This is a genomic window from Hoeflea marina, from assembly GCF_003182275.1.
GTDB lineage: Bacteria > Pseudomonadota > Alphaproteobacteria > Rhizobiales > Rhizobiaceae > Hoeflea > Hoeflea marina.
Window position 1 is genome coordinate 312581 of record NZ_QGTR01000003.1, and the last position, 19744, is coordinate 332324.

Below are 19744 nucleotides of genomic sequence, written 5' to 3' on the forward strand. Positions count from 1 at the left end.
CGAGGTTTGCCATCGTCGGTCAAACAGCTATTAACTATTCCAATCCAGTATGCCGCGATCCCAACCGAAAGCTTTCCATGAGCCAGTTCGACGTCCTCTGCATCGGCAATGCCATTGTCGACATCATTGCCCGCTGCGACGATGCCTTTCTCGATGACAACAACATCATCAAGGCGGCAATGAACCTGATCGACACGGAACGAGCGGAACTGCTCTATGTCGCCATGGGCCCCGCGATCGAAACATCGGGCGGCTCCGCCGGCAACACGGCTGCGGGCGTGGCGAGCCTCGGTGGCCGGGCTGCGTTCTTCGGCAAGGTCTCGGAAGACCAGCTCGGCAAGATCTACACCCACGACATCCGCGCCCAGGGCGTGCACTTCGAGACCCGGCCGCTGAAGGACGCGCCGCCGACGGCGCGGTCGATGATCTTCGTCACCCCGGACGGCGAGCGCTCGATGAACACCTATCTCGGCGCCTGTGTCGAACTGGGTCCCGACGATATCGAGGATGACGTCGTCGCCGGTGCGCGGGTGACCTATTTCGAAGGCTATCTGTGGGACCCGCCGCTCGCCAAGGACGCTATCCGCATGGCGGCGAAGATCGCCCACGACAATGGCCGCGAGGTGTCGATGACGTTGTCCGACCCGTTCTGCGTCGGCCGCTACCGGGCCGAATTCCTCGACCTGATGCGCTCGGGCACGATCGACATCGTGTTTGCCAATTCCGACGAGGCGAAGTCGCTCTACGAAACGGCGGATTTCGACGAGGCCGCCACCCGGCTGGCGGCCGACTGCAAGCTCGCCATCGTCACCCGTTCCGAACATGGGTCGGTGGTTCTGTGCGGGCAGGAACGGATAGAGATCCCGGCCATCGAAGTCACGGAAGTGGTCGACACCACCGGTGCCGGCGATCTCTACGCCGCGGGCTTCCTGTTCGGTTACGCCACCGGCAGGCCGCTCGAGACCTGCGGCCGGCTCGGCAGCCTCGCCGCGGGACTGGTGATCCAGCAGATCGGACCCAGACTGCAGCTGTCATTGCAAGAGGCTGCCGAGGACGCCGGCCTGATCTGAACCGGACGGGGAAACCATGCCATCGATCGACCTGCTGATCACCTTCCTCGTCACCACGGCGATCTTCGCCTATATCCCCGGGCCGGCGATGCTGTATGCGGCGGCGCAAACCCTGGCGCGCGGACGCAAGGCGGGGCTGCTGGCCGCCCTCGGCATCCACCTCGGCTGCTACGCGCATGTCGGCGCCGCGGCGGCTGGCCTGTCTGTCCTGTTTCACGCGGTGCCGTGGCTCTACATGGCGGTCAAGCTCGTCGGCGCCGGATATCTGGTGTGGCTGGGTCTTTCCATGCTGCGCTCGCCTTTTGCTGATGTGGCCGCCGCCGCTGGTTTCGTGGCAAGATCCGGACGCCGCGCCTTCGCCGAGAGCATCACGGTCGAGATTTTCAATCCAAAGACCGCGCTGTTCTTCCTGGCCTTCCTGCCGCAATTCGTCGATGCCGGGGCGGCTTTTCCCGTCTGGCTGCAATTCCTGATCCTCGGCGCCATCGTCAACCTGGTCTTCTCGTCGGCCGACTTCGTCTGCGTGATGCTGGCCGGTGCGATGATGGCCCGGCTCAGGCGATCGACGGCGGCGCAGCAGCTGATGCGGCGTGTCGGCGGCAGCCTCCTCATCGGGCTCGGAGCGCATCTCGCCCTGCAGCGGAGCTGAGAGCCGGTCAAATTGTCCTGGACAAAGTGCGGTTCCGTCGTCCGGACTGCCGCAACTCCGGCAGATCACATGATGTCTTCCGGGCGGCGGCCGGGACGCGAGCGGTAGGGCGAGAAGGCCCAGCCGAAGCGCAGTGCGCCGCCGCGAACGATGAAAGCCGCCAGCACGCCGATGCCCGAGGCTGCGACCAGCGGCAGGCCGGCGAAGGTCGCCGCCACGAAGGCGCCGGCGCCAACCAGCGCCGCGGTGACATAGACTTCCGGCCGCATCAGGACCGAGGGTTCGCCCGAGAGCACGTCGCGCAGGATGCCGCCGAGCGTCGCCGTCAGCATGCCGGTGACGATGGCGACGGTGGGCGAGCCGCTGGCGGCCAGCCCCTTGGCCGCCCCCATCACCGAATAGGCTGCAAGGCCTGTGGCGTCGAGCCAGAGCAGCAGCCGGTAGCGCGATTCGAACAGGTGGGCGGTGAAGTAGACGCAGATCGCCACCGCGGCGGTGATCAGCAGGTAATTGGGGTTGCGCACCCAGAACACCGGCGCCTCGCCCAGAACCAGATCGCGGACGGTGCCGCCGCCGATGCCGGTGACGGCGGCGAGGAAGATGAAGCCGATCATGTCGAGCTGCTTGCGCGAGGCGGCAAGCGCGCCGGTGGCGGCGAACACCGCCACGCCGGCATAATCGAGCCATTCAAGCACCGGCATGGCATCTCTCCCGTTCTCCGACCGGCACTCCGGGCGGCGCGGCGCCGGGCCATGCCGGCGTCCGCCTCAACCGTCACGCGTCCTTTTCGGATTCCGCGATCGGCGCGCCGGGCTCGGCTGCCACTTCCTTGGGGCCGCCCTTGGCGACGCCGACCATGGCCGGGCGCAGCATGCGCTCGCCGAGCACATAGCCCGACTGGACCACCTCGACGACTGTGTTGTTGGGCAGGTCCGGATTGGGGATCTCGAACATTGCCTGGTGGAAGTTCGGGTCGAACTTCTGGCCCTTCGGATCGACCTTGCGCACGCCGTGGCGCTCGAGGGCCGACAGCATGGCGCGTTCGGTCAGATCGACGCCTTCGACCAGCGCCTTGAGGCCGGTGTCCTCGGCGTCTGCAGCCTGTTCCGGGACGGAATCGAGCGTGCGGCGCAGATTGTCGGAGACCTGCAGCATGTCGCGGGCAAAGCCGGCGATCGAGTAGCTCTTGGCGTCCTTGACGTCGCGGGCGGTGCGGCGGCGCAGGTTTTCCATGTCGGCAGCGAGACGGAGATAACGGTCCTTGAGTTCGGCGTTCTCTGCCTGGAGCCGCTCGATCAGGTCCAGCGCGTGCTCGTCATTGTGCCGATCGGTGCTCGCTTCGACATCGTCGAATTCCGTATCGTCCGGCTCGTTGCCGTAATGCTCATCGCTCATGGGTGAGTATCCTGTGCTTGCAAATGATGGATGGTGTCGAGTTGCCCCGGATATCGACGTTCGGGACGCAAAAATCAAGGGCCGCCGGCATATCGGGCGGCTTATGGAGGTACCAACCTATTTGCGCACCAGCCGCGAGACCAGTTGCGCGGTGTAGTCGACCATCGGCACGATGCGGGCGTAGTTGAGCCGGGTCGGCCCGATGATGCCGACGGCGCCGATCACCTTGTCCTCGCCGTCGCGATAGGGCGCGACGATCACCGAAGAGCCTGACAACGAGAACAGCTTGTTCTCGGAGCCGATGAAGATGCGCACGCCCGAACCGGCGTCGGCCAGCGACATCAGCTCGATCAGGCTCTCGTTGCGCTCGAGTTCGTCAAACAGCAGCCTGAGCCGGTCCAGGTCCTCGCCGGCGGAGACGTTTTCCAGGAGATTGGCGCGGCCGCGGACGATCATCCGGGTCGATCCCGACGCGCTGGAGGCACCCGCCCAGGCGGCCAGGCCGCGCTCCACCAGATCGCGCGAGAGCGCATCGAGCGCCGACCGGACCTCGCCGTGCTGCCGTTCGAGTTCCTTGCGGACCTCGTCCATGGTGCGTCCGGCGAGATGGGCGTTGAGGAAGTTCGCCGCCTCCGTCAACTGCGAGGCGGTGACGCCGGCGGGCAGTTCCATGATGCGGTTTTCCACCTGGTCGTTGCCGCCGACGAGGACGACCAGCGCGCGCTGCGGATCCAGCCGGATGAACTCGATGTGGCGGATGGTGGACTCGTTCTTGGCGGCAATGACCAGGCCGGCGCCGCGCGACATGCCCGACAGCATCTGGCTGGCCTCGGTCAGCAGTGTTTCGACCGGACGGTTGAGCTCGTCGGTGCGAACCTGACGCTCGATGCTCTCGCGCATCTCCGGCTGCAGGTCGCCGACCTGCATGAAGGCATCGACAAAGAAGCGCAGCCCCTTCTGGGTCGGCAGCCGTCCGGCGCTGACATGCGGGGCGTAGATCAGGCCGAGGCCCTCGAGATCGCTCATCACATTGCGGATCGACGCCGGCGAGAGCGCCACCGGCAACAGCCGCGACAGGCTGCGAGAGCCGAGCGGATCGCCCGACTCGAGGTAGGATTCGACAATGCTGCGAAATATCTCGCGCGAGCGCTCATCCAGAGTGGAGAGCAGGTCGACCGCCAGCGGATTGTTGATGGTCATGGTTGAGTATCCTTCGGACCCGTCAAGGAGGCCGTCGAGCCGAATATAGGCACCCGGGACAGATCGGGGAAGGGGGAAAGCGGCAGGCGCGGCAAAGGCCACGCTGTGGTTTTCCTTTGCATGCAGGGTGTCGGACCGATAGAAGGCGGCCAGACCATCACCGGGAGACACAGCATGCGCCCTTCAGGCCGGAAACTAGACCAGATGCGCGCCGTCAGCTTCGAGCGCGGCTTCTCGAAACACGCGGAAGGGTCCTGCCTTGTGCGCTTCGGCGACACCCATGTGCTGTGCACGGCGAGCCTCGAGGAGCGGGTGCCGCCGTGGCTGCGCAACGGCGGCAAGGGCTGGGTGACGGCCGAATACGGCATGCTGCCGCGGGCGACCGGCGACCGGATGCGCCGCGAGGCCTCGGCCGGCAAGCAGGGCGGACGCACCCAGGAAATCCAGCGGCTTATCGGGCGTTCGCTGCGCGCCGTCGTCGACCTCGAAGCGCTGGGCGAACGCCAGATCACCATCGACTGCGACGTCATCCAGGCCGATGGCGGCACCCGTACCGCGGGGATCACCGGAGCCTGGGTGGCGCTGCATGACTGCCTGAAGTGGATGGAGGCGCGGTCCATGGTCAAGGTCGACCGCGTGCTCAAGGACCATGTGGCGGCCGTGTCCTGCGGCATCTTCGCCGGCCAGTCGGTACTCGATCTCGACTATCTGGAGGATTCGGCCGCCGAAACCGATTCCAACTTCGTCATGACCGGGTCGGGCGGCATCGTCGAGATCCAGGGCACGGCCGAAGGCGTACCGTTTTCGCAGGAGCAGTTCCTCGAACTCATGCTGCTGGCGCGGAGCGGAATCAGCGGATTGGTGCAGATGCAGAAAGACACCATCGCCTGAGCTCAACGACCGGCGCATTCCAGCATGCGCCGGCGCGCTTCGGCCGGAAACAGGACCCACCATGCAGACGCCTCCCAAGACCATTCTCGTGGCCAGCCACAATGAAGGCAAGATCCGCGAGATCACCGACCTGTTCGGTCCGCTCGGCATCACCGTGACCTCGGCCGCCGAGCTCGGACTGCCGGAGCCGCCGGAAATTGGACATACGTTCGAGGAAAACGCGGCACTGAAGGCCGTCACCGCCGCGCGCGCCGCCGGCATTCCGGCGCTGTCGGACGATTCCGGCCTGGTGGTCGACGCGCTTGACGGGGCGCCAGGCATCTACACAGCCGACTGGGCCGAGATGCCCGGGGGCGGCCGCGATTTCGCCATCGCCATGCGCAAGGTCGAGGACGCGTTGCGGGCGCGCGGCTTCACCGATCCGGAGAGGCGCAGCGGCCGCTTCGTCTCGGTGCTGTGCCTGGCCGATCCCGACGGGTCGACCCAGTTCTTCCGCGGCGAGGCAGAAGGCCATCTGGTCTGGCCGCCGCGCGGCGGTCTCGGCTTCGGCTACGATCCGGTGTTCCAGCCCCAAGGCCACTCGCGCACCTTCGGTGAAATGAGCGCCGAGGAAAAGCACGGCTGGAAGCCCGGCGACGCCCACGCGCTCTCGCACCGGGCCCGCGCCTTCAAGCTGTTCGCCGAGGAGTGCCTGGGTCTGGGCAGGCCGTGAGCACGACATCAACCAATGTGGTGGGCCTGCGCCCCGGCGTGCTGCCCGACAGCGGCCGGCCCGGCTTCGCGGTCTATCTGCACTGGCCGTTCTGCGCCGCCAAATGCCCCTATTGCGATTTCAACAGCCATGTTCGCCACCAGGGCGTCGAGCAGCAGGCCTATGTCGCGGCGTTCCGGGCAGAGATCGCCCATATGCGGCAGCTCTCGGGGCCGCGAACGGTGAGCAGCATCTTCTTCGGCGGCGGCACGCCGTCGCTGATGGAACCCTCGACGGTCGACGCGATCCTGACCGCCGTCGGCCGGGCCTGGGACATGCCCGACGGCATCGAGATCACGCTCGAAGCCAATCCGTCGAGCGTCGAGGCGGAGCGCTTCCGCGGCTATCGCGCCGCCGGCGTCAACCGGGTCTCGCTCGGGGTACAGGCGCTCAACGACGCCGACCTCAGGGTGCTCGGCCGGCTGCACAACACCGCCGAGGCGCTGACAGCCATAGGGCTCGCGCGCGACATCTTCCCGCGCATGTCCTTCGACCTGATCTACGCCCGGCCGCAGCAGCGCCCGGACGACTGGGCGCGCGAACTCGAATACGCCATCGATCTCGCCGCCGACCACCTCTCGCTCTATCAGCTGACCATCGAGGAAGGCACGCCGTTCTGGGGCCTGCACAAGGCCGGCAAGCTCGTGGTGCCCGACGGCGACCTGTCGGCCGAACTCTACGAACTGACCCAGGAGGTCACCACCGCGCACGGGCTGCCGGCCTACGAGGTCTCCAACCATGCCCGTCCCGGCGCCGAGAGCCAGCACAATCTCACCTACTGGCGCTATGGCGACTATGCCGGCATCGGCGCTGGCGCCCATGGGCGGCTGACCATGCCGCAGGGCAAGGTGGCCACCGCCAATGAGCGCAACCCGGAAGCCTGGCTTGCCTCGGTCACCGAGCGTGGCCACGGCATGGTCGAGACCACGCCGCTGGAAACCTCAGAGCAGGCCGACGAACTGCTGCTGATGGGACTGAGGCTGCGCGAGGGCATGGACCTCAAGCGCTGGCGGGCGCTGTCGGGCCGGACGCTCGACGCAGAACGGGTGGCGTTTCTCGAAAGCCACGGATTCGTCCAGCCGATGGGTCCCGACCGGATCCGCTGCACGCCCAAGGGCATGCTGGTGCTCGACGCCGTGGTCGCCGACCTCGCGTCTTAGAAGTGTCCGTCCGATTCCCGCAAGAACTGCCGCACGGTGGCGACAGGCAGGAACAGACGACGCGGATTTGAAGGCAAGGGCTGGAAGCCATATGCCGCATAGAGCGCTGTCCGCCGGGCAACCAGAGCCGGATTGCCGTCGTCCAGCACATCAAGAACGACCATGACGATGCCAACACGCTCGGAAGCCTGTGCAATCCGCAACAACGCATCGGCGATAAGATCGCCGCCATAGCCCTGACCGGCGTAGCGCTTGTCGATGCCGATCATTGACAGGAACGCCGCCGGAATGGAGCCGTTGGCGGGGCGGGGTCGGGCATATTTCCCCGGCAATTCCCGATAGTGGATCGCATGGGCGTTGAGTGCGGAGAATCCGATGGTGGCGCCGTCCGGGGCAACCATCACATAGATGCGGGTATTGTCGGCTTTCGCGAGTTTATTCGCGGTCTTCCTGAAGAAATTGTCGACCTGATCGACACCGCAGCAAAAAGCCGTCCGATCATGCTTGTCCGGATCGAACGGCTCTATGGCGTTTTTGTCGATGTTGCCACCGGTCACTTCGACAGAACACGCGCCTGATGACGGGCAAACGCATCGCGTAGGTTAGGTGTCGCAGACGACGGCGTATCGAGCGCGTCAAAGAATGCGGCATGATCGATCGGCTCAAGAAGTGTTCGCTCATGCGCGGCTATTGTTTCGAGCGCGGAAGCGTAGGCCGCAGTCATCGTGAAGACACTGTCATCGACGCCGCTGAGCGCCGCCGCCCGCTGGATCGCCTGCTTGATATGCGGCTTGGTGCGGAAATTCATCCGCTCGCTTGCGCGCTCGGCGATATTGCTGGTGCTTTTGTCTGAGGTGACCATGGCCATCAACATGTACGCCGGAATGACGTACATTTTATGTTCCATGCTCGCTTGCGGCACGGCTTGGACATCGGACATCGGCCAAAGACCGGGACGTGCCGAGGCAACGACCGGTGCGTGCCGGAAAAGCCGAATTCATGCCTCTCGGCAGTCGTCATTGGCAGCACCGCCCGCCTTGTCAAAGCGGCGCAAGGCAAATACTCCAGTGTGAGCAATTCGAGCGGGGCCAAATGGCAAACGAGACACCAAGCAATGACGGCGACACCGGGCACCAGACGAGCGGACGCAGCTACCGCATCGGTCAGGCGGTGATTGCGGCGCGGCCGCTCGACCCCGGCCTGCATCTGGTGGCAACCCCGATCGGCAATCTCGGCGACATGACGCTGCGCGCCCTGGAGACGCTTGCCTCGGCCGACATCATCGCCTGCGAGGACACCCGCGTCTCCCGCGTGCTGCTCGACCGCTACGGCATTTCCACTCGACCCTATGCCTATCACGAGCACAACGCCGACACCGTCGGCCCGAAGCTGATGGAGGCGCTAGCCGCCGGCAAGAGCGTGGCGCTGATCTCGGACGCCGGCACGCCGCTGGTCTCCGATCCCGGCTACCGGCTGGCGCAGACGGCTATAGCCGCCGACATTGCGGTGATCCCGGTGCCGGGCGCCTCGGCGCCGATGGCGGCGCTCGTCGCCTCGGGCCTGCCCAATGACGCCTTCCTGTTCGGCGGCTTCCTGCCGGGCAAGGACAAGGCGCGGCGCGAGCGGCTGGCGCAGTTCGGCGCGGTTGCTGCGACGCTGATGTTCTTCGAAAGCCCCAACCGCATCGGCGCGACGCTGAAGGCGGCGAGCGAGGTGCTGGGCGGAGACCGCCGCGCGGCCGTCTGCCGGGAACTGACCAAGACATTCGAGGAAATCCGCCGCGGTACGCTTGCAGAACTTGCCGCGCACTACGCCGACGAGAATGTCAGGGGCGAGATCGTGCTTGCCATCGGCCCGGGCATTGCCGCGACGGTGACCGAGGACGACATCGAGGCGGTGCTCGACAAGCTCGCCGCCTCACTATCTACCGCGCAGGCAGCGACGGAAGCGGCCCGGCTCACCGGCCTGCCGCGCAAGGACCTCTACCAGCGCCTGCTTGACCGCAAGGCAGCGGGGTGAGCGCGGGCGGCGGCAAGGGGCAATTCGACCCGCGCCGGCGCAAGGCCGAACGCCGCGGCCATCGCGCCGAAACCCTCGCCGCCCTCGCACTCATCGTCAAGGGCTACCGCATCGTCGCCCGTCGTTACAAGACGCCGCTGGGCGAGATCGACCTGATCGCCCGTCGCGGCGATCTCGTGGCCTTCGTCGAGGTCAAGGCGCGGAGCGACTGGCAGGCGGGCTTCGACGCCGTCTCGCACGCGACGCAGCGCCGCATCATCGCCGCCGGCGACCTCTGGCTCGGTCGCCAGCGCGACGCCGCCCGGCTCAGCCTGCGCAACGACATCGTCGTCGTCCGACCCTGGCGCTGGCCGCTGCACTATCCCGATGCTTTCTGACGCTCCTGCCGGCCATCCCGACCTTCCACCTCCGCTTGATACCGCTACCACGAGGAGAATCACCACTTCTCATCCATTTTTCACCTGAGCCACAATTGTGGACGCTGCATAATTTCAATGCAATCCGGCGCGGCCCATAGCCTGCGAAGGGCGTCTGCCGGTTTTTTGACACCGCTACCATGGAACGAGGCAAGCCTTTCCATTAGTCTTTCGTCTAAGCTGCCGGGTTGACGAAGAGGCCGGCAACCCGCCCTGACGGGGAGCGTTGCCCCCCGATAATACAATGTTTTTTCGCTTTAAACCGACGCCTTGACACCGACCGCGCCAGACGAAACCGGCGGTTCCGATGCCAGAAAACGGCGGCCGCATTGTTGAACATGGATGTGATCCATGCGCATCATCGGCCAGCAGCCGGGGGGCTTGATGCCCCTCCCGGCAAATCGACTGTGCATCAACCGATGGGAGAGAGAGAATGAGATTCATCAACACGCTTGCAGGGCTGGCCGTCGTGACCGCTTCGGTCCTGACGCTGTCCGGCGCAGCACTTGCCGCGGACTATGACTGGACATTCCAGACTTCGGAGACAGCAGGCGAGCCCGGCTTCATCAACAAGCAGAAATGGGCAGAAAATGTCGGCGTTCTGTCCGGCGGCCGAATCAACATCGAGATCCTGCCGATCGGCTCGGTCGTTCCGCACACCGACACGCTGGAAGCGGTGGGCTCCGGCATCCTGCAGGGGCATCTGACCGATCCGAGCTACTTTGCCGGCAAGGACCCGGCCTTCGCGATGATGGGCAACCTGGTGGGCGCATGGAGCGATCCGTTCGAACTCCTGGGCTTCATGCAGTCCGGCGGCGGCAACGAGCTCTATTCGGAGTTGGTCGAGCCCTATGGCGTCCACTTCATCGGCGCGGCGGCGACCGAACCCGAGGCCTTCGTGTCCAGCGTGCCGATCCGCACCGTGGAAGACTTGAAGGGCGTCAAGCTGCGGGCTCCGGAAGGCATGGTCTTCGAGATCTTCTCCAAGGCCGGCGCCTCGCCGGTGGCCCTTCCCGGCTCGGAAATCTTCTCCGCGCTCGACAAGGGCGTGGTCCAGGCAGCCGACAACACGGTGTTTGCCACCAACCAGGCGCTGGGCATGAACGACATCGCCCACTACCCGCTCTATCCGGGCTTTCACTCGCTGCCGCTGATCGACATCTCCATGAACAAGGAGATCTGGGACGGGCTGCCCGAAGACCTGAAGGCGATCCTGAACGCGTCGGTCAACAAGTTCTGCTTCGATCACATCTATTCCGTGCGCAAGCTTGATGCCGAGGCGGTCACCAAGGCGAAGGCCAATCCGGAAATCGAGATCATCAACTGGTCCGGTGACGAACGCGCCAAGTTCCGCCGCATCGCACAGGACGAGTGGAAGGTCTGGGCCGGCAAGTCGGATATGACCCAGCGCTACTACGACGCGGTCACGACCTACCTCACGGGCCGCAACCTGCTCTGAACCTGACTTCCGCGCCCGGCGATCATCGCCCGGGCGCGGTTCACCGATACCGGGAGATAAAGATGGCCGACATTCTCGAGTTGGAAGAGCGCGCCGAAAGCGGGGAGATCGAAACCCGCAGCGGGCTCGACAGGGCGGTTGCCGGCTCCACCAAATTCTTCGCCTGGGCCATCTTCCTGGCCTTCCTGGTCACGGTCTTCGAAGTGATCTCGCGCTATGTCTTCGACGCCCCGACATTCTGGGCCCACGAAAGCACAACCTTCCTGATTGCGGCCATCTTCCTGGTGGGCGGTCCGATCGCCCTGGCCCGCGACAGGCATATCCGCGTGCGCATGTTCTACGACACCGTGTCGCCGGCCGGCCGCCGCTGGCTCGACATCGTCAACTCCGCCATCGCGCTCGTGTTCTTCGCGGGCCTCGCCTACGCGGGCTGGATCATGTCCTGGAAGGCCACCCACACGCCCACGGGAGAGATTCACCTGGAGGGAACGGGGACATCGTGGAACCCGCCGACGCCGGCCCTGCTCAAGATGCTGGTGCTCATCTGCGTCGTGGTGATGTTCGCCCAGACCGTCATGCACCTGATCGCCGCATTGCGCCGCGATGTTTCGCCGCCGACCGACTCCAGCGGAGAGAATTGATCATGGGCCTGAGCGCGCTTGGCATCGAATACGGATCCTACGTCCTGGTGGCCGCGATCTTCCTGCTTCTTCTCACCGGCCAGCCGCTGGCCTGGGTCACCGGGCTGGTGGCGCTGATCTTCACGTTCGGCTGGTTCGGCGGCAGCGCCCTGCCGCTGGTCACCGCCCGCATCTTCGGCTTCATCACGGAATACTCGCTGGTCGCCATTCCCATGTTCATCCTGATGGCGGCGCTGCTCGACCGGTCCGGCATCGCCAAGGACCTGTTCAACGGCATGCGCGTGCTGGCGGGGCGACTTCCCGGCGGCGTTGCCGTGCAGACGCTGATCGTCGCGATCCTGATGGCAGCCATGTCCGGCGTCATCGGCGGAGAGATCGTGCTGCTCGGCATCCTGGCGCTGCCGCAGATGCTGCGGCTCGGCTACGACCGCAACCTGTCGATCGGCGTGGTCTGCGCCGGCGGATCGCTCGGCACGATGATGCCGCCCTCGATCGTGCTGATCATCTACGGCCTGGTGGCGAGCGTCTCGATCGCCGATCTCTTCGTCGCCGCCATCACGCCGGCGCTGCTGCTCCTGGCCTTCTATGTCGGCTATGTGCTGATCCTCTGCCTGCGCAATCCGCAGCTCGGTCCGCCGATGTCGAGGGCGGAACTGGCCGAGGAATCGGTGGGAAGCGCCATCCGCTCGATCATCGCGCCGATGTTCATCGTGGTGGCCGTGCTCGGCTCGATCTACGGCGGCGTTGCCTCCATCACCGAAGCCGCGGCGCTCGGCGTCTCGGCCGTGCTGGTGATTGCCCTGCTGCGCCGCGAATTGACGGTGAAAACGCTGCAGGACAGCCTGGTGCACACGCTTGAAACCTGCGGCATGATCATCTGGATCGGAATTGCCGCGGCCGTGCTGGTGGGCGTCTACAACCTTATGGGCGGCAACCGCTTTGTCGCCGCCGCCATCCTCGGCATCGACGCGCCGCCGGTGGTGATCATCATGGTGATGATGCTCATACTGCTGGTGCTCGGCATGTTCCTTGACTGGATCGGCATTGCACTGCTGACGCTGCCGATCTTCGTGCCCATCGTCGTCCAACTGGGCTACGATCCGATCTGGTTCGGCATCCTGTTCGCGGTCAACATGCAGGTGTCTTACCTGACACCGCCCTTCGGGCCTGCCGCCTTCTACCTCAAGAGCGTTGCACCGAAGGAGATCACGCTCAAGCACATCTACACCGCGCTGCTGCCCTTCATCGCGCTGCAATTGGTGGTGCTGGCGATCATCCTGTTCTACCCGCCGATCGCCACCTGGCCGGTGAACTGAGGAGACGAGCGGGCTGGCGAGGGAAAAGGGGCCTCAGCCCCGGCAGAAAGCTGAACGGCGGCCCGCCCGAGCCTGCGCAGCGGCATCGATCATGCATTGCCGGGCCGGCCGGCGACCTACCCCTCCAGGGTTTCAGCCGAAAGGACCGTTACCGGCGGGAGATCGTGATCCGGCGGGCTGCCCCTGGGTATTTCCAGCGCGAACACGCTGCCTCTGCCCGGGCCGTCGCTCCAGACGGCGACATCGCCGCCGTGCAGTTCCATGAGCTGCTTGACGAGAGCAAGACCGATCCCAAGCCCGCCGTGGGCGTGATGGCGATGCTCTTCGATCTGCTCGAACATCCGGAAGATCGCCTTTGACCCCTCGGGCGACAGGCCCAGCCCATTGTCGGCCACAGCGACGCGGTAGGTTTTTTCCAGCACCTCGACAGAGACCTGGATACGGCCACCGCTCGGCGTGTACTTGGCAGCATTGTTAAGCAGGTTTGAAACGCATTGGGTTATGCGCACCCGGTCGGCCCAGACTTCGCAGGGCTTCTCCGGCGCGGTGAGCTCGACCGTGTGCTGCTTTTCCTCGATCGTCGCCCTCGTCATTTCCAGGGCTATGGAGACGGCGGCCTTGAGGTCGAACAGACTTTTTGACAGATTGATCTTGCCCTGCGTGATCCGTGAAATGTCGAGGAGATCATCGACCAGCCGGATGATGTGCGACATCTGCTCCTGCATCAGGCCGCTGATCTGCTCAGCCTTCTCGGAATCGGGCCTGCGGAAGAGCAGCTTCATGCCGCCATGCAGGGCGGCAAGCGGGTTGCGCAATTCGTGGACGAGAATGGCAAGGAACTCGTTTTTCCGCGTGTCGGCCAGTTGCAGGGCCTGCGCCTGTTCCTGCAGGATGTCTCGCTGCTCGGCGATCATCTGGCGCTGGCGGTAAATCTCGACAAACACCTCCGCCTTGCTGCGGAGGATGTCGGCCTCGATCGGCTTCTGGATGAAGTCGACCGCACCTGCCTCGTAGCCCTGGAAACGACGCTCGGCGCTATGGCTCCCCGCTGTCACGAAGATGATCGGGATCCGGCGCGTTCGCTCGTTGCCGCGCATGAGCTCGGCGAGCTCGAAACCATTGAGTCCCGGCATCTGCACATCGATCAGCGCCAGGGCGACGTCATGGTGCAGCAGGAGTTCGAGGGCTTCGTCGCCAGACCTTGCCATCAGCAGCGTGAGGTCATCGCGGCGCAGCAGTGCCTCGAGAGACAGGAGGTTCTCGGAGAGATCGTCAACGAGAAGAAATTTGACGGGCGTTGTCATTTGAAGTTGCTCGACAGGTAGGATGGGATTTCAGGCAGCGCAAGAATGCGGGCTTTGGGGCATGCCAGGATGGCTGCATCCGGCATGGTCCTTGCAAAAGCGGTCGAAGGGTCCTGGACGATGGCGGTGCCGCCGGAGTTTTCGATGGCCTGCAGGCCCCGGGCGCCATCATGGTTGGCGCCGGTCAGCACGATGCCGGTCAGACGATCGCCCCAGGCTTCCGCAGCGCTCTCAAAGGCCACATCGATGGAGGGACGTGAAAACAACACCTCCTCCTCGTTGGAGAGCGCGATGCTGGATCGGCCCTCCAGCAGCAGGTGATAGTTGGGCGGCGCGAAGTAGATCACGCCGGGTTCGACGGGTTCCTTGTCTTCGGCCTCTATGGCCCGAAGGCGGCATTTTTCATTGAAAATCTCGGCCAGCACACTGCGCTTCTTGGGTGGCAGGTGCACGATGACAAAGATCGGAAAGGGATAGCCGGCGGGAAGTGCCGGCAGAATAGAGGACAGCGCCTCGAGCGCACCGGCCGACGCGCCGATGATCACTGCCCCTTCCGGCGTTTTGCTCATGCCCGGGTCCTCTGGTAGATCTTTTCCTCACGCACGAATTCGCGGAAGCTGTCCGCATGGGTGGAAAAGCGCAGCGTCTCCTTGGCGCCGAGGCCCAGAAAGCCGTTGTGGGGGAGGGAATCCCGGAACAGACCGATAGCCCGGTCCTGCAACGGCCGGTCGAAATAGATCATCACGTTCCTGCAGGAGACAAACTGCATCTCACCGAACACCTGGTCGGTGACCAGGCTGTGATCGGAGAAGACCACATTGCGGCGGAGGCTCTTGTCCAGCGCACAGCGATTGTAGGCGGTGGTGTAATAGTCGGACAGGGAGGACTTTCCTCCGGCCTGCCGGTGGTTCTCGGTGAAGAGACGGACGCGCTCGATGTCGTAGACGCCGGTCTCCGCCTGGGCCAGGGCATCCGGGTTGATATCCGTCGCGTAGAACAGGGTCCGTTCTTCCAGCCCCTCTTCCCGGAACAGGATGACGAGGGAGTAGAGCTCTTCGCCGGCGCTGCATCCGGCAACCCAGATCTTGAGGGACGGGTAGGTGCGCAGATGCGGCACCACCTTCTGCCTTATCGCCAGGAAATAGGATGGATCCCGAAACATCTCGCTGACCTGGACGGTCAGGTAGCGCAGCATCCGCGGCAACATGTCCGGATCATGAAGAACATGCTCCTGCATGGCCGAAATCGTCGAGAAGCCCAGCTGCTCGCGCGCCTGGCGCAGCCGCCGCCGGATCGACGACATCGCGTAGTTGCGAAAATCGTAGTGATAGCGGTGATAAAGCGCCTCGAGCAGCAGGCGGATCTCGATGTCCTCGACCTTCTCGTACGTGTCGATCATTGCGGAATCCAGACGCGCACCAGGGACAGAAGCTTCTCGACGTCGAGCGGCTTTGCCATATAGTCGTTTGCACCCGCCTCGATGCAGCGCCGCTGATCGTCCGGCATCGCCTTGGCGGTCAGTGCAATGACGGGAAGCTTGGCCCAGGCGGAGTTCTTCCGGATGTGGCGCGTGGCGGTCAGTCCGTCCATTACCGGCATCATCACATCCATCAGCACCAGATCGATACGCCCTTCCGGCGCGCTGAGCGACTGCTCAAGCTTGGCAAGCGCTTCCTCCCCGTTCCGGGCGATTTCGATGATCGCCCCGCGCGGCTCGAGAATGTTGGTCAGGGCATAGACATTGCGGACATCGTCTTCGACGACGAGAATGCGGCGTCCTTCCAGCAGCGCATCGCGGTTTCGAGCCTTGCGGATCATCATCTGCTGCTCTTCCGGCAGTTCCGAGACGACCTGGTGCAGGAAAAGGGTCACCTCGTCCAGGAGACGTTCGGGCGACTTGGCGCCCTTGATGATGATCGACCTGGAGTAACGGCGGAGCTTCTGTTCCTCTTCGCCGGACAGGACGCGTCCGGTGTAGACAATGACCGGCGGGAACGAATGCGCGCCATCCTGGCTGATGGTTTCGAGCAGCGCAAAGCCGGACGCATCCGGCAGGGACAGATCAAGCACCATGCAGTCGAAGGTCTGCTCCTTCAGCAAGGCGAGGCATTCGCCCGCCGTGCCTGCGCCGATGGTCTCGACATCGTGCGACGCAATCAGGCGGGACACGGCCTCGCGCTGCACCGCATTGTCCTCCACGATCAGCACGCGGCGCACATTCTGGGAAACCTTTGCTTCCAGCGTCTCCAGCATGCCGACAAGCTGATCCCGGTCCACCGGCTTGAGGGCGTAGCCGACGGCTCCCAGTGACAGGGCGCGATCCGCGTAATCCTCCGCGGAGAGGATGTGGATCGGAATGTGACGCGTGCGCACGTCGCGCTTGAGGCGGTCGAGCACCGAAAGACCGGACTGGTCGGGAAGCCCCACGTCCAGCACGATTGCATGCGGGACGAACTGGATCGCCATTTCAAGCGCTTCCTGTGCGGTTCCGGCCACCAGGGCGCGGAATTTCAGCTCGCGCGCCACGTCCCGCAGGATCGTGGCAAAGGACGCGTCATCCTCGACGATGAGAAGCTTGCGCGCCTGTTCGCCAGCCAGGAAACGGTCGTCCTCGACGATTCCCGGAACCGCCAGCTGCGGCGACGGACGCGCCTGCGCCTGCGGCTGAGCGGCGAGCGGTGCCGGCGCGGCGGGCAGCGCGGCCGGGTCCGGAGCCGGCTTGCGGGCGAGCGAAGCCGTGAAGACCTGCGGAATGACGACGGTGAAGGTGCTGCCGGCGGACGAACTGCTCTCCAGCTGCAACGTTCCTCCCAGCAACCTTACCAGCTCGCGCGAGATGGAGAGGCCCAGGCCTGTGCCGCCGAACCGGCGGCTGATCGTGCTGTCGGCCTGGTGAAAGGCGTCGAAGATGCGTTTCTGATGGTCTTCGGCAATGCCGATCCCGGTGTCCTTCACCGAGATTGCCAACTGGGCTTCCCCATGGGCGCGGACGGCGAGCGCGACACTGCCGGTCTCGGTGAACTTGATGGCGTTGGCCAGAAGGTTCTTGAGGACCTGCTCCAGCCTCTGCGGATCGGTCTGGATGACTGCCGGCGCATCGGCCGAGGCCGTAAGCGACAACTCCAGTCCCTTGTTGGCGGTCAGCGGCTCGAAGAGATGGCGCAGCGAGCCCAGCATGCGCTCGACCGATACCGGTTCGGGGTGTATCTCGACATGGCCCGCCTCGATCTTCGACAGGTCCAGGATATCGTTGATCAGGTTGAGCAGGTCATTGCCCGACGACTGGATCGTCTGGGCGAACTTGACCTGCTCCGGCGTCAGGTTCTCATCCGCGTTGTCCGCCAGCAGTTTCGCGAGAATGAGAGACGAATTCAGCGGAGTGCGCAGTTCGTGCGACATATTGGCAAGGAAGTCCGACTTGTAGCGGCTGGCCTGCTCGACTTCCCTCGCCTTGAGCATCGTTGCCTCGTTTGCCCGCTCGAGATAGTCCCGCTGTTGCTCCAGTTCCTGCGCCTGCTCCTCGAGCTGGGAATTGGTCTGCTCGAGCTCCGCCTGCTGCTGCTCGAGACGGCCCTGGGATTCCTTCAGCGCCCGGCTCTGCTCCTCCAGTTCCTCGTTGGAAACCCGCAGCTCCTCTCCCTGCAGCTGCAGCTCCCCCGATTGCCGTTGCGTTTCTTCGAGGAGTGTCTGGAGCCGCGCCCGAAACTCGGCCGACCGTATGGCAACTGCGATCGCCCCGGAAACCTGTTCGAGAAGAACGAGGACCTGATCGCCCACAGAGGACAGGAAGCCGAGTTCGAAAAGACCCTTTACTTCACCTTCAACGATCGCCGGCGCCAGGGTGAGATAGCTGGGCTTGTTCTGGCCCAAACTCGATCCGAAACTGATGTAGCCGTCGGGGACCTCGCCGACGACGATGGGCCGGTGATCCCTGAGGACGTGGCCGAACAGGCTGTCGGTCCGGCCGAAATGCGCAGGAAGCGCGACATCGGAGGGTACGCCGTGAGCCGCGGTGCGCACATACCTGCCTTCGCTCTCGGTGTAGAGGGCTCCGGCAACAGCTCCGAGATAGCTCGTCAGGAAGCTCAGGATATTTTCGCCCAGCTCCTCGAGCGACTGGTCTCCGGAAACGGCGGTCGCCAAACCGACCTGGCCGTCCCTCAGCCACTGTTCGCTTCGCCGCGCCAGCGTCGCCTTGCGCATCAGCGCGCCTATGACCAGTGTCAGAACTACGCTGAGGGCACCCGACACGAGGCTGGTGAGGAAAGCGACCTTGTAGGCGTCGTTCATCTCCGCGACGCGCACGGTCCGCTCGGCGGTTTCAGCGTCGCGGAGCTGGTCTACGACATCGCGGATGCTGTCCATGTCGGTTTTGCCGCGATCCGATGCAACAAGAGCCAGCGCCGCGCTGCGCCCCTGCTCGCGGTAGATCCTCAGGGTCTCGTCCATCTCGTTCAACTTGGAATCGATGTAACCGCGCAACTGCTCCAGACGCCCTTGCTGCGAGGTTTCGCCTGCGATCAGCTCGTCGACAGCCCTCAATCGGTTCTGCACCTGGGAGAGCGCCCGGCGATAGGGCTCGAGATACTCCTCCTCGCCGGTCAGCAGATAACCCCTTTGCCCCGTCTCCGCGTCCTGCACGTCGAGCAACAGCAGGTCGATCGCGACGATGATCTTGTGGGTCTGGACGACGCTTGCATTGCTCACCCGAAGCAACTGGGTGGTGTACACCGCCACCGTCGTGCTCAGGATGAAGAACACGAGCGCGACCCCGAGTCCGATCAGGACGGCCGGTTCCAGTCCGAGCGCAGTCTTGTTACCGAGGGCAGAGGTTCTTCTGTGCATGTCAATCACTTGGATCTGTTGTTACCGGATGGCGGCGCGGCTGGACGTCAACTGCAGGAGCAACTGTTACTGCTCCCCTTCGGTATTGACCAGCCTGCGGAAAAGGCGAAATCTGCCCCCTTGCGTGGAGTGCGCGACATCGGAAAGCCGTCTGTCCTCAACGGCCTCCATGGCTGATTTTCCGATCCGCATCTTCTTACAGCCCTTTGCAGCACTGACCCGGCCCAAGTGGTGGGGCAAACCGCTGTTTTGGCAGCGCCATCGAACATCAGAGGTGGTTGCTAGATAGCAAGAGCACAACCCGAATGGCAAGGTCGCACCTTGCCTGAATGTCGCAAACCATCCCGCTCTTGCGATATGGCGCATCCGGCGGTCCGCCATGGGCGGAGCTGACGGCTGCAGCATCGATTGCGCCGCTCCCGCACGCGGTTGCCCGTTCAGCCGCGAAGGGACGGGTGATCGGCGCTCCGCGCCGGTCACGATGTCGTTCCGGATGACGGCGGATTGCAGGCCGGGGATGGCCCGGAAGATAATCGAACCGACCCACGCTCGCAATGCACTGCGGGGCACTGCGTGGCGCCCAGGTCGCGAGCCCGCCCGGAAACATCCGGGGCAATCATTTGCGTCG

The 19744-nt window shown here is 64.5% G+C and carries 19 protein-coding genes; 10 read left to right on the forward strand and 9 right to left on the reverse strand.

What is annotated here, in order from left to right:
- Positions 1-77: 77 nt before the first annotated feature.
- Both DFR52_RS12715 and DFR52_RS12720 read left to right on the forward strand, forming a co-directional pair.
- Complete coding sequence (locus tag DFR52_RS12715; protein ID WP_110032346.1) at positions 78-1070, forward strand: adenosine kinase; 993 nt, start codon at positions 78-80, stop codon at positions 1068-1070.
- 16 nt (positions 1071-1086) lie between these two features.
- The gene (locus tag DFR52_RS12720) at positions 1087-1719 is read left to right on the forward strand and encodes a LysE family translocator (protein ID WP_110032347.1); all 633 of its coding nucleotides are present in this window, start codon (positions 1087-1089) and stop codon (positions 1717-1719) included.
- A 65-nt stretch (positions 1720-1784) separates the two neighbouring features.
- Here DFR52_RS12720 and DFR52_RS12725 read toward each other — a convergent pair whose 3' ends face one another.
- The 3 genes from DFR52_RS12725 to hrcA all read right to left on the reverse strand — a co-directional run bounded on the left by DFR52_RS12725 (position 1785) and on the right by hrcA (position 4314).
- Positions 1785-2420, reverse strand: coding sequence for a trimeric intracellular cation channel family protein (locus tag DFR52_RS12725; RefSeq protein WP_110032348.1), 636 nt, complete (start codon positions 2418-2420; stop codon positions 1785-1787).
- 73 nt (positions 2421-2493) lie between these two features.
- Complete coding sequence (grpE, locus tag DFR52_RS12730; RefSeq protein ID WP_110032349.1) at positions 2494-3114, reverse strand: nucleotide exchange factor GrpE; 621 nt, start codon at positions 3112-3114, stop codon at positions 2494-2496.
- Between the two features lie 117 nt (positions 3115-3231).
- Positions 3232-4314 carry a heat-inducible transcriptional repressor HrcA gene (gene hrcA / locus DFR52_RS12735; RefSeq protein ID WP_110032350.1) on the reverse strand — a complete coding sequence of 361 codons (1083 nt, stop codon included), beginning with the start codon at positions 4312-4314 and terminating at the stop codon, positions 3232-3234.
- A 174-nt stretch (positions 4315-4488) separates the two neighbouring features.
- Here hrcA and rph point away from each other — a divergent pair, with 174 nt between their 5' ends.
- From rph to hemW, 3 genes are all read left to right on the forward strand, one after another.
- Positions 4489-5205 (forward strand): ribonuclease PH, encoded by a 717-nt coding sequence (gene rph, locus DFR52_RS12740; RefSeq protein WP_110032351.1) that lies wholly within the window; start codon positions 4489-4491, stop codon positions 5203-5205.
- A 61-nt stretch (positions 5206-5266) separates the two neighbouring features.
- Positions 5267-5917 (forward strand): non-canonical purine NTP pyrophosphatase, encoded by a 651-nt coding sequence (locus tag DFR52_RS12745; protein ID WP_110032352.1) that lies wholly within the window; start codon positions 5267-5269, stop codon positions 5915-5917.
- Positions 5914-7116: a radical SAM family heme chaperone HemW gene (gene hemW / locus DFR52_RS12750; protein WP_170132262.1), complete on the forward strand. Its 1203-nt coding sequence runs from the start codon at positions 5914-5916 to the stop codon at positions 7114-7116. The genes DFR52_RS12745 and hemW overlap by 4 nt, the downstream gene beginning before the upstream one ends.
- On the opposite strand, the gene DFR52_RS12755 is transcribed toward hemW, so the two are convergent.
- Both DFR52_RS12755 and DFR52_RS12760 read right to left on the reverse strand, forming a co-directional pair.
- Positions 7113-7673 carry a GNAT family N-acetyltransferase gene (locus tag DFR52_RS12755; protein ID WP_110032353.1) on the reverse strand — a complete coding sequence of 187 codons (561 nt, stop codon included), beginning with the start codon at positions 7671-7673 and terminating at the stop codon, positions 7113-7115. The two genes, hemW and DFR52_RS12755, sit on opposite strands and share 4 nt — an antisense overlap.
- Complete coding sequence (locus DFR52_RS12760) at positions 7670-8011, reverse strand: type II toxin-antitoxin system TacA family antitoxin (RefSeq protein WP_425351176.1); 342 nt, start codon at positions 8009-8011, stop codon at positions 7670-7672. The genes DFR52_RS12755 and DFR52_RS12760 overlap by 4 nt, the downstream gene beginning before the upstream one ends.
- A gap of 197 nt (positions 8012-8208) precedes the next feature.
- On the opposite strand from DFR52_RS12760, the gene rsmI reads away from it, so the two are divergent.
- The 5 genes from rsmI to DFR52_RS12785 all read left to right on the forward strand — a co-directional run bounded on the left by rsmI (position 8209) and on the right by DFR52_RS12785 (position 12967).
- Entirely contained in the window at positions 8209-9135 is a 927-nt protein-coding gene (gene rsmI, locus DFR52_RS12765) for a 16S rRNA (cytidine(1402)-2'-O)-methyltransferase (RefSeq protein WP_110032354.1), read from the forward strand.
- Positions 9132-9512: a YraN family protein gene (locus tag DFR52_RS12770; RefSeq protein WP_110032355.1), complete on the forward strand. Its 381-nt coding sequence runs from the start codon at positions 9132-9134 to the stop codon at positions 9510-9512. Before rsmI ends, DFR52_RS12770 begins: the two co-directional genes overlap by 4 nt.
- Positions 9513-9984: 472 nt before the next feature.
- Positions 9985-11010, forward strand: a complete 1026-nt coding sequence (locus DFR52_RS12775; RefSeq protein WP_110032356.1) for a TRAP transporter substrate-binding protein — start codon at positions 9985-9987, stop codon at positions 11008-11010.
- Between the two features lie 62 nt (positions 11011-11072).
- Positions 11073-11651, forward strand: a complete 579-nt coding sequence (locus tag DFR52_RS12780) for a TRAP transporter small permease subunit (protein WP_110032357.1) — start codon at positions 11073-11075, stop codon at positions 11649-11651.
- Between the two features lie 2 nt (positions 11652-11653).
- Positions 11654-12967: a TRAP transporter large permease gene (locus DFR52_RS12785; protein ID WP_110032358.1), complete on the forward strand. Its 1314-nt coding sequence runs from the start codon at positions 11654-11656 to the stop codon at positions 12965-12967.
- A 116-nt stretch (positions 12968-13083) separates the two neighbouring features.
- Here the strand turns inward: DFR52_RS12785 and DFR52_RS12790 are convergent, their stop codons facing one another.
- Genes DFR52_RS12790 through DFR52_RS12805 form a run of 4 tightly spaced genes read right to left on the reverse strand, consistent with a single transcriptional unit; the run spans position 13084 to position 19116 of the window.
- Entirely contained in the window at positions 13084-14271 is a 1188-nt protein-coding gene (locus DFR52_RS12790) for a hybrid sensor histidine kinase/response regulator (RefSeq protein ID WP_110032359.1), read from the reverse strand.
- The gene (locus DFR52_RS12795) at positions 14268-14840 is read right to left on the reverse strand and encodes a chemotaxis protein CheB (RefSeq protein WP_110032360.1); all 573 of its coding nucleotides are present in this window, start codon (positions 14838-14840) and stop codon (positions 14268-14270) included. The genes DFR52_RS12790 and DFR52_RS12795 overlap by 4 nt, the downstream gene beginning before the upstream one ends.
- The gene (locus tag DFR52_RS12800; RefSeq protein WP_110032361.1) at positions 14837-15670 is read right to left on the reverse strand and encodes a CheR family methyltransferase; all 834 of its coding nucleotides are present in this window, start codon (positions 15668-15670) and stop codon (positions 14837-14839) included. Before DFR52_RS12800 ends, DFR52_RS12795 begins: the two co-directional genes overlap by 4 nt.
- A complete protein-coding gene (locus tag DFR52_RS12805; protein ID WP_110032362.1) occupies positions 15667-19116 on the reverse strand; it encodes a response regulator in 3450 nt (1149 codons plus the stop codon). The genes DFR52_RS12800 and DFR52_RS12805 overlap by 4 nt, the downstream gene beginning before the upstream one ends.
- Between the last annotated feature and the right edge of the window lie 628 nt (positions 19117-19744).

Coding starts and splice junctions, on each gene's coding strand:
- DFR52_RS12780 (WP_110032357.1), top strand. CDS start 11,073: ATGGCCGACATTCTCGAGTTGGAAGAGCGCGCCGAAAGCGGGGAGATC.
- hrcA (WP_110032350.1), bottom strand. CDS start 4,314: ATGACCATCAACAATCCGCTGGCGGTCGACCTGCTCTCCACTCTGGAT.
- DFR52_RS12785 (WP_110032358.1), top strand. CDS start 11,654: ATGGGCCTGAGCGCGCTTGGCATCGAATACGGATCCTACGTCCTGGTG.
- DFR52_RS12745 (WP_110032352.1), top strand. CDS start 5,267: ATGCAGACGCCTCCCAAGACCATTCTCGTGGCCAGCCACAATGAAGGC.
- DFR52_RS12760 (WP_425351176.1), bottom strand. CDS start 8,011: ATGTACGTCATTCCGGCGTACATGTTGATGGCCATGGTCACCTCAGAC.
- DFR52_RS12715 (WP_110032346.1), top strand. CDS start 78: ATGAGCCAGTTCGACGTCCTCTGCATCGGCAATGCCATTGTCGACATC.
- DFR52_RS12720 (WP_110032347.1), top strand. CDS start 1,087: ATGCCATCGATCGACCTGCTGATCACCTTCCTCGTCACCACGGCGATC.
- DFR52_RS12795 (WP_110032360.1), bottom strand. CDS start 14,840: ATGAGCAAAACGCCGGAAGGGGCAGTGATCATCGGCGCGTCGGCCGGT.
- DFR52_RS12775 (WP_110032356.1), top strand. CDS start 9,985: ATGAGATTCATCAACACGCTTGCAGGGCTGGCCGTCGTGACCGCTTCG.
- rph (WP_110032351.1), top strand. CDS start 4,489: ATGCGCCCTTCAGGCCGGAAACTAGACCAGATGCGCGCCGTCAGCTTC.
- DFR52_RS12790 (WP_110032359.1), bottom strand. CDS start 14,271: ATGACAACGCCCGTCAAATTTCTTCTCGTTGACGATCTCTCCGAGAAC.
- rsmI (WP_110032354.1), top strand. CDS start 8,209: ATGGCAAACGAGACACCAAGCAATGACGGCGACACCGGGCACCAGACG.
- DFR52_RS12800 (WP_110032361.1), bottom strand. CDS start 15,670: ATGATCGACACGTACGAGAAGGTCGAGGACATCGAGATCCGCCTGCTG.
- DFR52_RS12805 (WP_110032362.1), bottom strand. CDS start 19,116: ATGCACAGAAGAACCTCTGCCCTCGGTAACAAGACTGCGCTCGGACTG.
- DFR52_RS12725 (WP_110032348.1), bottom strand. CDS start 2,420: ATGCCGGTGCTTGAATGGCTCGATTATGCCGGCGTGGCGGTGTTCGCC.
- grpE (WP_110032349.1), bottom strand. CDS start 3,114: ATGAGCGATGAGCATTACGGCAACGAGCCGGACGATACGGAATTCGAC.